At 64.1% G+C, this 12,410-nt stretch carries 16 protein-coding genes; 6 read left to right on the top strand and 10 right to left on the bottom strand.

Annotation, left to right across the window (positions count from 1 at the left end; translation table 11 throughout):
- Window positions 1-114: 114 nt before the first annotated feature.
- Window positions 115-909, bottom strand: a complete 795-nt coding sequence (locus ASE90_RS18955; RefSeq protein ID WP_082449556.1) for a muramidase — start codon at window positions 907-909, stop codon at window positions 115-117.
- A gap of 213 nt (window positions 910-1,122) precedes the next feature.
- On the opposite strand from ASE90_RS18955, the gene ASE90_RS05560 reads away from it, so the two are divergent.
- Entirely contained in the window at window positions 1,123-1,731 is a 609-nt protein-coding gene (locus ASE90_RS05560) for a helix-turn-helix domain-containing protein (RefSeq protein ID WP_055997725.1), read from the top strand.
- 305 nt (window positions 1,732-2,036) lie between these two features.
- Here ASE90_RS05560 and ASE90_RS18960 read toward each other — a convergent pair whose 3' ends face one another.
- Complete coding sequence (locus ASE90_RS18960; RefSeq protein WP_082449558.1) at window positions 2,037-2,285, bottom strand: helix-turn-helix domain-containing protein; 249 nt, start codon at window positions 2,283-2,285, stop codon at window positions 2,037-2,039.
- Window positions 2,286-2,392: 107 nt separating this feature from the next.
- Between ASE90_RS18960 and ASE90_RS20965 the strand changes: the two genes are divergently transcribed.
- Entirely contained in the window at window positions 2,393-2,533 is a 141-nt protein-coding gene (locus ASE90_RS20965; protein WP_414888924.1) for a hypothetical protein, read from the top strand.
- A complete protein-coding gene (locus ASE90_RS19565) occupies window positions 2,502-2,879 on the top strand; it encodes a hypothetical protein (protein ID WP_156361453.1) in 378 nt (125 codons plus the stop codon). Before ASE90_RS20965 ends, ASE90_RS19565 begins: the two co-directional genes overlap by 32 nt.
- 536 nt (window positions 2,880-3,415) lie before the next feature.
- Here the strand turns inward: ASE90_RS19565 and ASE90_RS05570 are convergent.
- The 4 genes from ASE90_RS05570 to ASE90_RS20485 all read right to left on the bottom strand — a co-directional run bounded on the left by ASE90_RS05570 (window position 3,416) and on the right by ASE90_RS20485 (window position 5,766).
- Entirely contained in the window at window positions 3,416-3,856 is a 441-nt protein-coding gene (locus ASE90_RS05570) for a hypothetical protein (RefSeq protein WP_055997439.1), read from the bottom strand.
- A 117-nt stretch (window positions 3,857-3,973) separates the two neighbouring features.
- A protein-coding gene (locus tag ASE90_RS18965; RefSeq protein WP_156361454.1) for an IS630 family transposase occupies window positions 3,974-4,920 on the bottom strand; the annotation gives its coding sequence in 2 pieces (ribosomal slippage) (window positions 3,974-4,575 and window positions 4,575-4,920; 948 coding nt in all).
- Between the two features lie 162 nt (window positions 4,921-5,082).
- On the bottom strand, window positions 5,083-5,541 hold the full coding sequence (locus ASE90_RS05585) for an NYN domain-containing protein (protein ID WP_055997448.1): 459 nt from the start codon (window positions 5,539-5,541) through the stop codon (window positions 5,083-5,085).
- 18 nt (window positions 5,542-5,559) lie between these two features.
- Entirely contained in the window at window positions 5,560-5,766 is a 207-nt protein-coding gene (locus tag ASE90_RS20485; RefSeq protein WP_235531688.1) for a hypothetical protein, read from the bottom strand.
- Between ASE90_RS20485 and ASE90_RS05590 the strand changes: the two genes are divergently transcribed.
- The 3 genes from ASE90_RS05590 to ASE90_RS05600 are packed head-to-tail and all read left to right on the top strand — an operon-like array spanning window position 5,690 to window position 7,769.
- On the top strand, window positions 5,690-6,391 hold the full coding sequence (locus tag ASE90_RS05590; RefSeq protein ID WP_235531675.1) for an SDR family oxidoreductase: 702 nt from the start codon (window positions 5,690-5,692) through the stop codon (window positions 6,389-6,391). The two genes, ASE90_RS20485 and ASE90_RS05590, sit on opposite strands and share 77 nt — an antisense overlap.
- Window positions 6,388-6,738 carry an L-rhamnose mutarotase gene (locus ASE90_RS05595; protein WP_055997454.1) on the top strand — a complete coding sequence of 117 codons (351 nt, stop codon included), beginning with the start codon at window positions 6,388-6,390 and terminating at the stop codon, window positions 6,736-6,738. The genes ASE90_RS05590 and ASE90_RS05595 overlap by 4 nt, the downstream gene beginning before the upstream one ends.
- The gene (locus tag ASE90_RS05600) at window positions 6,735-7,769 is read left to right on the top strand and encodes an aldo/keto reductase (protein ID WP_055997457.1); all 1,035 of its coding nucleotides are present in this window, start codon (window positions 6,735-6,737) and stop codon (window positions 7,767-7,769) included. Before ASE90_RS05595 ends, ASE90_RS05600 begins: the two co-directional genes overlap by 4 nt.
- A 46-nt stretch (window positions 7,770-7,815) precedes the next feature.
- On the opposite strand, the gene ASE90_RS05605 is transcribed toward ASE90_RS05600, so the two are convergent.
- The 4 genes from ASE90_RS05605 to ASE90_RS05620 form a co-directional block, all read right to left on the bottom strand.
- Window positions 7,816-8,661 carry a fumarylacetoacetate hydrolase family protein gene (locus ASE90_RS05605; RefSeq protein WP_055997460.1) on the bottom strand — a complete coding sequence of 282 codons (846 nt, stop codon included), beginning with the start codon at window positions 8,659-8,661 and terminating at the stop codon, window positions 7,816-7,818.
- Window positions 8,662-8,717: 56 nt separating this feature from the next.
- Window positions 8,718-9,431 (bottom strand): GntR family transcriptional regulator, encoded by a 714-nt coding sequence (locus ASE90_RS05610; protein WP_235531676.1) that lies wholly within the window; start codon window positions 9,429-9,431, stop codon window positions 8,718-8,720.
- Between the two features lie 62 nt (window positions 9,432-9,493).
- A complete protein-coding gene (locus ASE90_RS05615; RefSeq protein ID WP_055997463.1) occupies window positions 9,494-11,584 on the bottom strand; it encodes a right-handed parallel beta-helix repeat-containing protein in 2,091 nt (696 codons plus the stop codon).
- A 1-nt stretch (window position 11,585) separates the two neighbouring features.
- Window positions 11,586-12,410 (bottom strand): amidohydrolase family protein, encoded by an 825-nt coding sequence (locus ASE90_RS05620; protein ID WP_055997466.1) that lies wholly within the window; start codon window positions 12,408-12,410, stop codon window positions 11,586-11,588.

The raw sequence follows: 12,410 nt of genomic DNA on the forward strand, positions 1-12,410 counted from the left end.
AACCCCAAGCCGATGCGTTCGCCGGCTCAAGTGCCGCAACCGAGTTCAGCCCTGCCGCAGCGAAGGCCGCGGCTCCGCTGCTTCCTATAAATCCTTCGAGCAATCGTCCCCTCATTATCCACCTCCCTTGGATGCGCGCCATGCAGCGGTCGCGAAGACATCCCATTCGGGTGGCGGCTTGGCTGCCACCGTGGCAGCCAACGACGGCGTGTCATGCGCGTCGGGCTCATTGGTATCGGCGGGACCATCCACGCTGGCCACATTGACGATCCAATTCTCGCCTCCCTCGACCGGGCGAGTCCGGTCGATGATCTGACCAGGCCGGGCAAACGCGATGTGCCAATGATGGGAATGACCCCGATCTCCTGGACCAAGTAGCTCAAGGATCCGAATGCCATGCCGCGCCATTAGGGCACGGATCTGCAAGCGATCGACTGCGTGAACACCACCTCGCGGAACAAAGTCTATTGCTTGCCCAGCCTTGTGCCAGCTGTACCGGGCCCCGTAGTTCGCATTGGCAGGTCGGACCGTGTCGGTAATTCGCGCTCCGAACGACCGACGTAGCAAAGCAGACACACTCGACAACGTGATCGATTCCATGGCCGGCGCCAGCCCGGTTCCGCCGTTCAGGTTGACGACGCTGCAAGGATCGAAAACTGACGATGGCGTGATGCCATACATCGTGAAATCGCGACCGTTGATGCGCAGCGGGCCAGCAGTGAAGTCGGCGTCAATCGCGAGCAGCTCGCGAACGGTTGTCTCTGCATCCGCGAGATCCTGCGGCTGCCGAACGAGAGCGGCGCCACTGAGAACGACGATCGGAAAGCTTTGCGCTGGAGCTGGCCCCATCGCTGCAAATTGGGCTGCGCAGAGCTGAATCGCTTTCGCTGTTAATGCCGCTGGAAGCATGGGGCTCCATCCATCTGATGCAGTCCAAATAAACGACAAGACGAAATTGACGCAAGTGGCAAACGTACCCGGGGTCGGCAGACAGCGTCTGGAATGCGATCAGCGGAGGTGGCGCCAGCGTCACGTAGGGTGCGCTGGTTGCTCAAGGCTCCTGGTTGACTTAGTGCGTCAGCTTTCGGCGGGTGATATCGCGCAGTGAGGGGAGAGCAGGGGGTGGGCAAGATCGTCGCGTTCCTTGCGGAATGCCAAGGATCGCCGACGATCGACGATCAAAACGCGGCGATGGCCGCTGATGCGCACATCCTGATTGCGGGCCGACAGAGCTTCAACAAGCTCGGCGATCTTCTGGCACGAGGCGGTGTACGGCTCGCAGCCGGTGACAGGGTCGTGGTCTACGACTTGTCCTGTATCACGCTGTCGACTTCGACAATGGTTCGAATTATCAGTAGGCTCCTGCGAAACGGGATTTCCTTCGAAATTGCCTCGCTAGGCATCATCATTAGCCCGGCCGGCGATGACAAACTCTATGGCCTGATCCGCGCGTTAGACGGACACTATCGCCATCTGCATAGGCTAAAGACCCGTCCGGAAGCCGCGTCGCGCGGTCGAAAGCGGCTGTTGGATCCAAACGACCTTGCAGCGATTAAAGCCGAGCTAAGCCGCCCAGGCGCTACGGCAACCGAAGTCGCGCGCGACTTGGGTGTGTCGCGGTCGACCCTATTCAACTTTCTCGAGCGTTATGATCTTGATCGTGCTGCCGGGATCAAGAAGATCGGCAAGCGGGGTTCGGATGATGCCCGCAAGCGTGACCATCTCGTGTAATGTAACGCAAGCTGAGTCTGCATCCAGGATCTGCCATAGGCGCGTTAGAGGCCAACTAGTCTGTTTCGATAAGTCTTCAATCGATAGCCCAAGCCTCATTGCGATTTCGCGAACTCTCTGCCCAAAGCGAAGCTGTAAGGTTTGACCGTTGTTCACGACGAACTCCACCCTCGCTTCAATCCGGCGGGTGGCAGCTGCTACCGCAGGTATCAGCAATCAGCAGAGTTATATACGTTCAAACTAGTTGTAACAACGAATTGTTTGGAGTTAATCCTCTACCGTTTCGGAGTGAGTCCGAGGAGCGACTAAGAGGCTGTTGGCTTAAGCATATCCCAAACTTCCGCTTCGACCACTTCGGCAAATCGTGCCATCACATCGAGCGTAGGATTGGCTCGTCCGCGTTCTACCTGAGAAACATAGGCAGCGGTTGTACTTGTCCGTTCAGCTAACTGGCCCTGTGTCAGGCCCAGTTCGCGTCGGTGCTCCTTGAGGCGCTTCCCAAAAATTTCTGCGGCGGGCAGTTTCAGATCGTCGGCAACGATGAGCTTCGGCATGTGCCCTCGCTAGCAAATACCGCGCGAAAATCACAGCATCAACGCGGATCAATGGTGCGGGTAACGCACGGGGCTCCGGTCGAAAGGTCCGAAACCAGATACAAATCCTGGTCCACTTCTTCCGCGATGGCGACACGTTGGTCGTGAGGCGCATTGACCGGCTTGCGCAGTCCATGAAGGATTACAGGACATTGCCTATGAGCGGAGGGGCAGGGGATGGCTCGGAAAGCGAAAGAGCAGCCAATTGATACCCGCTTTGCCGCCGTTAAGGCGTTCCTGGATGTGCTGAGCGTCCTGGCAAAGTTCGAACCAAAGCTCCGCAAGGGCTGGCCGCCAGAAAGCGTCGCCGCCGCCAAGGCGCGCCGAGCCCATAAGGGCGATAGACCTTGTATCGATCCGGAAGCCGTGCGGCTGCATGCTGAGCGCGAAATGCTACTTAACCAAATCGCACGCGAAGCAGAACATTCCCCGGAGAACGGCCTATGGCTTCCTACCCGCGGTAGCCTTCGAACCAAACGGTACCCTGCCGCCCTACGGCATAGAGTTGCTGCCGATGCCGATCCGTCCCGAGCATATCTTTCTATTTTCAATTGAATAGCAGCACATCTTCAACATCGTTCTGTTCCTCCGTTCGGAAGGTCGCTTCGGGGACTGCGGTCGTGGACATTTGAAGCGGTTTTCCCATATGAGCACCGAACGGTGGTAGAAATGCATACCGCCGGTATTGGAGGAACGGGCGGGGTGGGCGAGTCCGTCGGCCGATCAACGCCACTCTTGACGTGAGCCGATGGGCTTCGGTGGTTTTAGTCTGCACCCATCTGCGTCAAGATCCAAGAGACGGTCGTTTCGGAAAGCTGGCTGTGCCTTGACAACAATGCCAGATGATCTTCGATGCGCACGAGCATCGCCGACGCCGGTGAATGAACGCGCATTCCGTCCAGCACTGGGCAAGCTGTTCTATGGTCCTATCCGAAACACTTTGCCGGCTGGAGCACGCCGACGCTGGCCAGCATGCTTGATGACCCAAGGTCACTTTACCTCCGGGTTTGACTCGAGCCGACGATCGGGCAAAAAGTCTATGAGACAGGCCCGAGGGTTCGTGCTTTTGAGTAGCAACGTGCACGTGCTGATTACGCTGCTTCCGACCCCTGTCCATTTGCCGGCATGTCAGCAATCTGCAGGCGCTTGGTTGCCTGAGCCAGGAACTCGGCGTGCGACAGATTACGGTGATCGATCCACCACTTAGCATCGTAGATACGCAGGCAAAGGTCGCAATCGGAATTGTCGCTCGTATGCGGGGATGTCGTCAGCGCGGCCAGGCGACTTATGCGAATAGCTACTGCCCAAGCCACTTGGCATTCGCTCCCGATCAGCATCGGCAGGTCGAGATGCGCGATCGTTGCGCTGTCACGCGCTGTAGCCTCGGCCTGTTCGGCTTTCCTGTCTGCGAGGAAACAGGCACGGCATTTGGTTGTCCGCAACCAGCGTGCCTTCCGAGCAACTTGAGTGTTGAACCCGTAAATGACGTGGATTTGCTCGTGGCCGCATGCATGAACGATCTGGTGTTCCATGCTGCCGAGAATGCGGCACCATCTACCGGTGGCCAAATCTTATGAGTCGGTCTGAATCGTTCTTGCGACGAACGGTTTTGTCCAAGCCAAAGTGGCTCAGCCTAGAGCAGATTCCGTTCAGTACGCATCGTATCCGGCAGCGGCGAAGTAGTTGGCGCACTCTGCGGGCGTGAAGGTGTCGATGGCGGCACCGATGGCGCGGGACAGATCGTCGACGGTGCGCGCAGCGGCTTTGCGCAGGAGCGCCTTGAGCTTGGCGAAGGCGTTTTCGATCGGATTGAAGTCCGGCGAGTAGGGCGGAAGGAAGAGCAGCCGGGCGCCCCTTGCCTCGATCGCGTCTCTGGCCGCGACGCTCTTGTGGGCAGGCAGGTTGTCCAGGATCACGACATCGCCACGTTTCAGCGTCGGGGCGAGTGCCCGGGCGACCCAGGCTTCGAACCATGCCCCGGTCATCGGTCCGTCGATGACGAGCGGTGCGGTCATACCCGAGAGCCGCAAGCCGCCGACGAACGTGGTCGTCATCCAGTGCCCGTGCGGCACCGCCATGCGCAGCCGCTCGCCGCGTGGGGCACGGCCGTACCGGCGTGCCATCTTGGTGCTGGCGCCTGTCTCATCGACGAAGACGAGTGTTTTTGGATCGAGATCGAGTTGACCATCGAACCAGGCCTCGCGCGCGCTCAGGACGTCAGGGCGGTCCTGCTCTTGTGCATGGCCAGTCTTTTTTTGCGCGTATGCCCATGGCGGGCGAAGAAGCGCCACAGGGTCGATACCGCAACCGCGATCCCCTCGGCGGCCAGCGCCGCGCGCAACTCAGCAAGCGTGATGTCGGGCGCTGCTTCGTACAGCGCCCAGATCCGCGCCGCCTTGGCCTCGGCCTTCGCCGAGCGTGTGTCACCACCTTGTGGCTTGGCCGCTGGCTTGCCCTGATCGCGTTGGAGTGCCGCCCACCTCACCGCACTGGCTGCGCTCACACCGAACCGCGCCGCGGCCGCCCGGCGTGATATGCCGCCGGAAATGGCACCAACAACCCGCTCGCGCAGGTCCATCGATAACGGCTTACCCATCTGACCGGCCTCCCGTCGCCGGTGACAAGCATGAATCAGACTTCAGTCCCCTTGGGAATCCCTCAACGATTCACGCTGTTCGGATTTTGCTCTAGCTCTGCGGGAGGAAGGCTTGGCGGTCACCAGCATCATAAAGAATGTCCGCGACGCTGCTGGCGAACCTCACGACATCCTGACGTAGAGAGTCGAAAGGTAAATTACTGCGCGTCGTAGTTGCTTCCCGCAGAGCAACGCGGCCCTGCCCGGATGCTTACCCATTGCTAGTGGAGCGACCGCCTCCAAGTAACGGCGCCGCACGAAGTCGGCGAAGTCGATCGAACCATAGTCAACGCCGTCAGTTTGGGCGACGGTGCCTACTGGCGGCTTGAGGACCGCATCCGCGTCGCGGGAGCGCAGGAGTTCCCGAAGCGCATCGAAGTCGACGACGCGGTCCGCCGAAGCGCTATATGCGGCGGCCAAGTATCCGGGCGAGACAATCGTCGTGCGCCTATCCTCGGCGCGAATGCGCTGGAGTAGCGGCATGAAGTCAGAATCGCCGGAGGCGATGACGAACTCGTCGAAGCGGGTACGATGGCCGAGCAGGTCGAGCGCATCGATTATCCATACCGACAGATAGACCATAGAGGAACAACTAAAATATCAGTAGACAGATGTGATCCGTTTGTCGTAGGCGTTGATCATAATCAATAACAGGCGATCGAAGCCTTCGGCAGAGAACGCGATGTCGGATGATTGAAGAATGGCGCGATTGACCGGGAAGAGGGTTCTCGTGACGGGGGCAGGGCAGGGCATCGGGCGTACCTCTGCAGAACTGTTCGCGCGGGAAGGGGCGGCCGTGGTGGCCATCGATCGCAACGCGGATACGCTGGCCAGCCTAGCCGGATGCCAGACCCGGGTGGTGGACCTGACCGATCCCGCCGCGATCGTCGCGCTGGGAACGGAGGCCGGGAGGACAGACGCACTGTTCAATTGCGCGGGCTATGTCGATGCGGGGGGACTGGCCGACACGACGGATGTCGGCTACCGGATGTCCTTCGACCTTAACGTCCATGCGATCACGCATATGCTTCGCGCGTTCCTGCCGGGGATGGTTGCGAACGGCGGCGGATCGATCGTCAACATGGCGTCGGTGGCGGGGCCCGTCATCGGCGTTCCGAATCGCTATGCCTATTGCGCCAGCAAGGCGGCGGTGGCGGGAATCACGCGCTCGATCGCGGTCGACTATGTTGCGCAAGGCATCCGCTGCAACGCGATCTGCCCCGGCACGGTGCAGTCTCCGAGCCTCGACGAACGGCTTGCCGCGACTGGCGACGAGGCGGCGGCTCGCGCCGCCTTCGTCGCGCGCCAGCCGATGGGGCGGCTCGGTTCGGCGGAGGAGATCGCCCTTCTGGCGCTCTACCTCGTGTCCGACGAAAGCGCCTATACGACCGGGCAGTTGCATACGATCGACGGCGGCTGGAGCATGGCATGATCAGGGAGAGCCGCAGGGTCTGCCTCGCGCTCGACCTGATCGACGATGCCGACCTGATCGCCGCCTACGACGCCGCACATGCGCCGGGGGCGGTATGGCCGGACGTCATCCGGGGTATCCGCGCGTCGGGCGTGGTGGCGATGGAGATCTGGCGCACCGGCGAGCGGCTGTTCATGATCGCCGAGGTCGCTGAAGACTGGCCCCGTGCGATTCCGGCGGACCTAGAGGCTGTTGATGCGTGCTGGCAGGCGGCGATGGAGCGGTTCCAGCGGCGGCTCGCCAATGCGGGCGGCGATGACAAATGGGTGACGATGAAGCGCATCTTCCATTGGGACGCTCAGGCATGACCGCGGTTGATCGGCGCCGCGTCGGCACCACCGCGCTGTACCTGCCGGAGATCGGTTTCGGCGCGGCATCGCTCGGCAACCTGTATCGCGTGATCGACGATGCCACCGCGCACGCGACGCTCGACGCTGCGCTGGCGGCCGGCATTACCTATGTCGATACCGCGCCGCAATATGGCCGCGGGCTGAGCGAGCGGCGCGTCGGCGATGCCGTCCGGTCGCGCCGGCACGTGATCGTGTCGACCAAGGTCGGGCGCCTGCTGGAACCCGACGCCTCGATCGTGGACGATCGTCTGCACGAGGGGTTCCGCTCGCCCATGCCGTTCAGTGCGCGGTACGACTACAGCCACGACGGGGTGTTGCGCAGCGTCGAGGACAGCCTGCAACGGCTGGGCTTGGCGCGTATCGACCTGCTCTACGTCCACGACATCGGGCGGCGCACGCATGGCGAGGCCCACGCGCTATATTGGGAGCAACTCACGCGCGGCGGCGGGTTACGTGCGCTCGAACGGTTGCGTGACGAAGGTGCCGTCGCGGGATTCGGCGTGGGCGTGAACGAGGTGGAGGTGTGCCTGGAAGTGATGCGCGAGACACGGCTCGACGCGATCCTGCTCGCCGGCCGCTACACGCTGCTCGAACAGGGGGCGCTCGACGCGCTGTTTCCCGCCTGTTCCGCGGCGGGAACGTCGATCGTGATCGGGGGCCCCTACAATAGCGGGGTTCTCGCCACCGGCACCCGGACCACCGACATCGTTCATTATGATTATGCACCTGCGCCGCCGGCGATCGTCGCGCGCGTCCGGGCAATCGAGGCGGTCGCGGACCGCCACGCCGTGGCGCTGCCGGCCGCCGCCTTGCAGTTCGTGCTGGCGCATCCACAGGTCTCGAGCGTAATCCCAGGCTGCGATAGCGCGGCACGGGTCGGCCAGACGATCGACCTGTATCGCCATGCGATCCCGGCTGCCTTCTGGACGGAATTGCGCGCGGACGGGCTGGTGCGTGCCGACGCGCCGCTGCCGGGGGATCCGGCATGAGCACGGCGGCGTCCGGCCGGCACCGCCGAGCGGACGCCGGGAGCGGTCAGGCCGCAGCCACGAATCGCTGCGTCTGTTCGCCAAGGCGGTCGATACCGAGCCGAACCGTCTGCCCGGCGCGCAGATAGACCGGCGGCTTCTGGCCCAGCCCGACACCCTTGGGCGTGCCGGTGGAGATGATGTCGCCCGGCTCCAGCGTCATGAACTGGCTACAATAGGACACCAGTTCGGCGACGGTGAAGATCATGTCGGCGGTGGTGCCATCCTGATAGCGGTGGCCGTCGACCTCGAGCCACAGCCGCAGCGCCTGCGGATCGCCCACCTCGTCGGCGGTGACGAGCCACGGGCCGGTCGGCCCGAACGTGTCGCACCCCTTGCCCTTGTCCCAGGTGCCGCCGCGCTCGATCTGGAATGCGCGCTCGCTGACATCGTGGACGACGCAATAGCCGGCGACATGCGCCAGCGCGTCTTCGTGCTCGACATAGCGTGCGCGCGTTCCGATCACGACGCCCAGTTCGACCTCCCAGTCGGTCTTCTCCGATCCGCGCGGGATCTCGACGTCGTCATCGGGGCCGACGACCGCGCTGGTCCATTTGCCGAAGACTACCGGCTCGGCGGGAATGGGCAGATTGCTCTCCGCGGCATGGTCGCGGTAGTTCAGGCCGATGCACACGAACTTGCCCGGCCGCGCGACGCAGGACCCAAGGCGCGGCGTACCCTCAACCAGCGGCAGCGAGGCCGGATCGAGCGCGGCGATGTCGGCGAGGCCCGCCGGCGTCAGGCGCTCGCCGCCAAGATCGCCCAACGCCTCGGGCAGCGCGCGGATGCGGCCGTCGCTGTCGAGCAGCCCGGCGCGCTCGTGCCCGGGTTCGCCATAACGTAACAGTTTCATCGTTCGGTTCCTGTCGCGATGGTGGCCGGCACCGCGAAGCGCCGGCAGAGAGAGGATCAGACCATGCCGAGGATGCGTTGCAACGCGGCCTGGAAGTGATGGCCGAGCGCCGCTTCCGCCGCGGCGGGATCGCGCGCAAGGCAGGCGTCGAGGACGTCGAGATGCTCGCGGATCGTGCGGATCACCCGTGGTACGGTGAACGTCAGGTCGAGCCGGATCAACGCGACATGGTTCTTCAACCGGCGCGCGGTCGTCTCGATCATCGGGTTGCGCAGCGCGGCGATGATGCTGCTGTGGAACTGTTGTTCCAGTTGCTCCATCGCCTCCTGCACCGCCCCGGTCGCTCCCTCGGCCTCGACACGGTCGAGCAGAGCCTGATGCGCATCGATCAGCACGACGATGTCGGCCGTGTCGGCGGTTTCCGCATAGGTCCGTGCCGCCGATCGCTCGATGATCGAGCGGAACTGATAGGTCGAGCGCGCCAGTTCCAGATCGGCCTTCAGAAATTCGATGCCCGAACGCGCGTGGATTTTGAGGATCCCTTCGGTCTCCAGCACCCGCAGCGCGTCGCGCAGCGGCTGGATCGGCAGGTCGAGCAGACGGACCAATTCGCCTTGCGAGATGAAGGAGCCGGCCTGCAGGCGGCGGTCGAACAGCGCCTCGAGGATACGGCGATAGGCGAGGTCGCCCAGTCGGCGTCCCGATTCCAGCGGCTCCTCGATCGGCTTGGTCGTCGTGCGGGCGCGAGCAGATCGGCTGGTCGTGGTCATGGACATTCCCCGTAGCGGGTCCCGACCTTTCACGCCAGCCACCTGAAATACCACACTGCCCGTCACGGTTTGGGCTCGGGCTCGATACCCGCCTCGGCAATCACCTTTGCCGCAGCAGCAGGCCAGGCGCTGCCCTTGACCTTCACGTTGTCGACCAGACGATTGTTCATGTATTCGTCCCACGATCCGTTACGCGTTCCGGCATTGTACCAGTTGCCGCTCGCGAGGTTGTCGGTGGTGGTCCGATGCGGACGATAGCTGTCCATCGTGTTGGCGTTGAGCCAGACGCCGACGCCGTCGACCACGTTGTTGCGCGCGGTGACATAGCGTGACCCTTCGTCGAGATAGAGGCCGATGCCGCCCGGCACGTCGAAGATATAGTTGTTCGCGATCAGCGCGCCGGGGTCGGCGGACAGATGATAGATTGCGCCGCCGTCGGCGAAGTTGGTCTTGACGTTGTGGACGCGGTTGTTCGTCACCACGGTGTCGCGCAGGATCGTGGGCGTGTCGTAGACCATGTTGCCCGGCTGGTCGTAATAGCCGCGGGTGCGGGTGCGATAGGCGCCGCTGCCGCCGGGATCATTCACGCCCCAGCCCCAGCCGATGTCGATCCCGTCATAGGGCGCGCCCGACACGTCGTTATGCGTCACGATCGTGCCCGCGGCATAGGTGACCAGGATCGCTGCCTGTTCCTTGTAGTCCTGCGAGACGTTCTCGATCCGGTTGTTCGCGATCACGACGTTGCGCACGCCCATTTCCGGGCGCGGCGGATGATGTGCGTCGGGCGCGATGCCGCCGACCATGATCGCGCCGCCGGCGAGATCAGTGAAACGGCTGCGGCGCACCTCCACCCCGGCTGCGCCATATCCGACGCCGCCGTCGTTCGCCTCGGGGTTGTTGCCGATGCCGAGCGCGATCTGACCGAGATGCGCGAACTCCGCTCGTTCGAAGGTGACGCGGACGGCGGCGGCGACCTGCACCGCCGCCGGCTGCTGCCGCCAGCGGTTGCGCATCGTCTCGAACGCCCAGCAGCCCCAGCTGCACGTCGCGATCGGGTCCGCCGGATAGTTGGGGATCAGCCCGGCAAGGTAGGACCCGCTCTGCTGGCTGGCATAGCCTTCCGCGCTCGATGCGCCCAGCCAGCTCGTATGGTGGAAGGCGAGGCCCGCGAACTGCAGGTCGGTGACCGGCCGATCGTAGCTGCCCGCGATCGCTACCAGCGCTTCCAGCCGCGGCATCACCACGTCCACCCGGGTCATGTCCTCGCCAGCGCGCGGCTTGTAATACAGCTTCCCCGGCGTCGGATCGACGAACCACTGGCCGGGTTCGCGCAGGAAGGCGAGGGAGTTGGCGAGGTACAGCCGCCCCTCGTCCCCCGCCAGCGTCTTGGGCAGCGTGTCGTAGCCGATCAGGTTGTTGCGCCATCCCGGCTGCTGCATCCGGATCATGTCGCCCTGGATACTGTCCACCAGCGCGCGGCGATCGGTGAAGATGCCCGTATGCTCGACCTCGATCCGGTTTTGGTCGGGCAGGGTGGCGAGGAAGCGCCAGGCCGGATCGACGATCGTCATGCCCGTCGCGTTGAAGGCGAAAGCCTTGCGCGGCGCCCGTACCTGCGCGCGATGCGCCATCTTCGCGCCAACCCAGATCTGGCGCGGATCCTCGCCGCGCGGCACGTTCGCGACCCAGATGTCGCGCGTCCGATCCGCCAGCGTCCACCCCGTCACCACGGTGCCGCCCGACAGGACCGGGCGGGCATTGGGGGCCGCCTCCCATCGAACGACACGGCCGCCCTGTCCGCCGTCGGCCGCGGTGAAACGCAGCGGCGCGGCAAGGGGGTAGGTTCCGTCGGCGAGGCGCACCGTGACATCGTGGGTGGCGTTCAGCCGCCGCACCGCATGCTGCGCGCGCTCGGGCGAGCGAAAGGGATAGGCCGCCGATCCGTCGCCTCCGTCCGAACCCTGCGGCGAGACGTGGACGACCAGCGGGACCGCCGCCTTCGCCACCGGTAGCTGGAGACCTGCGAAGGTCTCGTTCGAATCGGGTTTCTCGACAGGGGGCATCGCCGGGATGGCGGGTGCCGGCGGCAATTGCTGCGCGGATGCCGCCGCCGCGAACGACATGATCGCCGAACCGGCCAAGACATTCCTCATATCACGTCTCCAGGGCATAGAAGTGCCGCGCGCATCCTGCGAACAGCCAGTCGTTGGCCTCGCCGGACAGGGCGGTGAGCCGCATGGCGTCGGCGAACCAGGCGGCGTAGCTGTCGCCGGACAGGTTCAGTACCGGCCAGTCGCTGCCCCACATTAGCCGGTCGCCGAAACCGGCGACGAGATGGGCGATGCACGGCGCAAGATCGTCGGCGGTCTGGCCCGGCGCTTGTTCGGTGCGCAGGCCGGACAGTTTGCAATACAGGCCGCGCGCGGCGAGCGCGGCGATGTCGTCCCGCCACGGATCGAGCGTCCCCGTCGCCAGATGCGGTTTGGCGGCGTGGTCGATTACGACCGGCAGGTCGGGCCACCGATCGGCGAAGCGGGCCAGCATCGGCAGATGCCGCGGCTGGACCAGTGCATCGAGGCGTAGGCCGTGCGCGATCATCGCATCGATCGCGGGGACGAGCTCGTCGCGCAGCAGCCAGTCGGTATCGTCGATCGCCTGCAACATCGGCCGCAGCGCGCGCAGCTTGGGATGCGCGGACAGGTCGGCGATCCGCGTCGCCGCGTCGGGCGCGGCAAGATCGACCCAGCCGACCACGCCCAGCACCCGCTCCTCCTGCGCGGCGAGCGCCAGCATCCAGTCGGTATCGGCATTGGCGAGTTGCGACTGGACCAGCACCGTCCCCGCAAGCGGGATCGAGGCGGTCGCGCCGAGCAGGTCAGCGATACCGAAATCGCGGTACAGCGTCGACTCGGCGGTCGGCCATTCGTGGCCCGGCGTCGCCAGCGACCAGAGGTGCATGTGCGAATCGATGATCGTCAT

Origin of the sequence: Sphingomonas sp. Leaf67 (assembly GCF_001421965.1) — a bacterium.
GTDB lineage: Bacteria > Pseudomonadota > Alphaproteobacteria > Sphingomonadales > Sphingomonadaceae > Sphingomonas.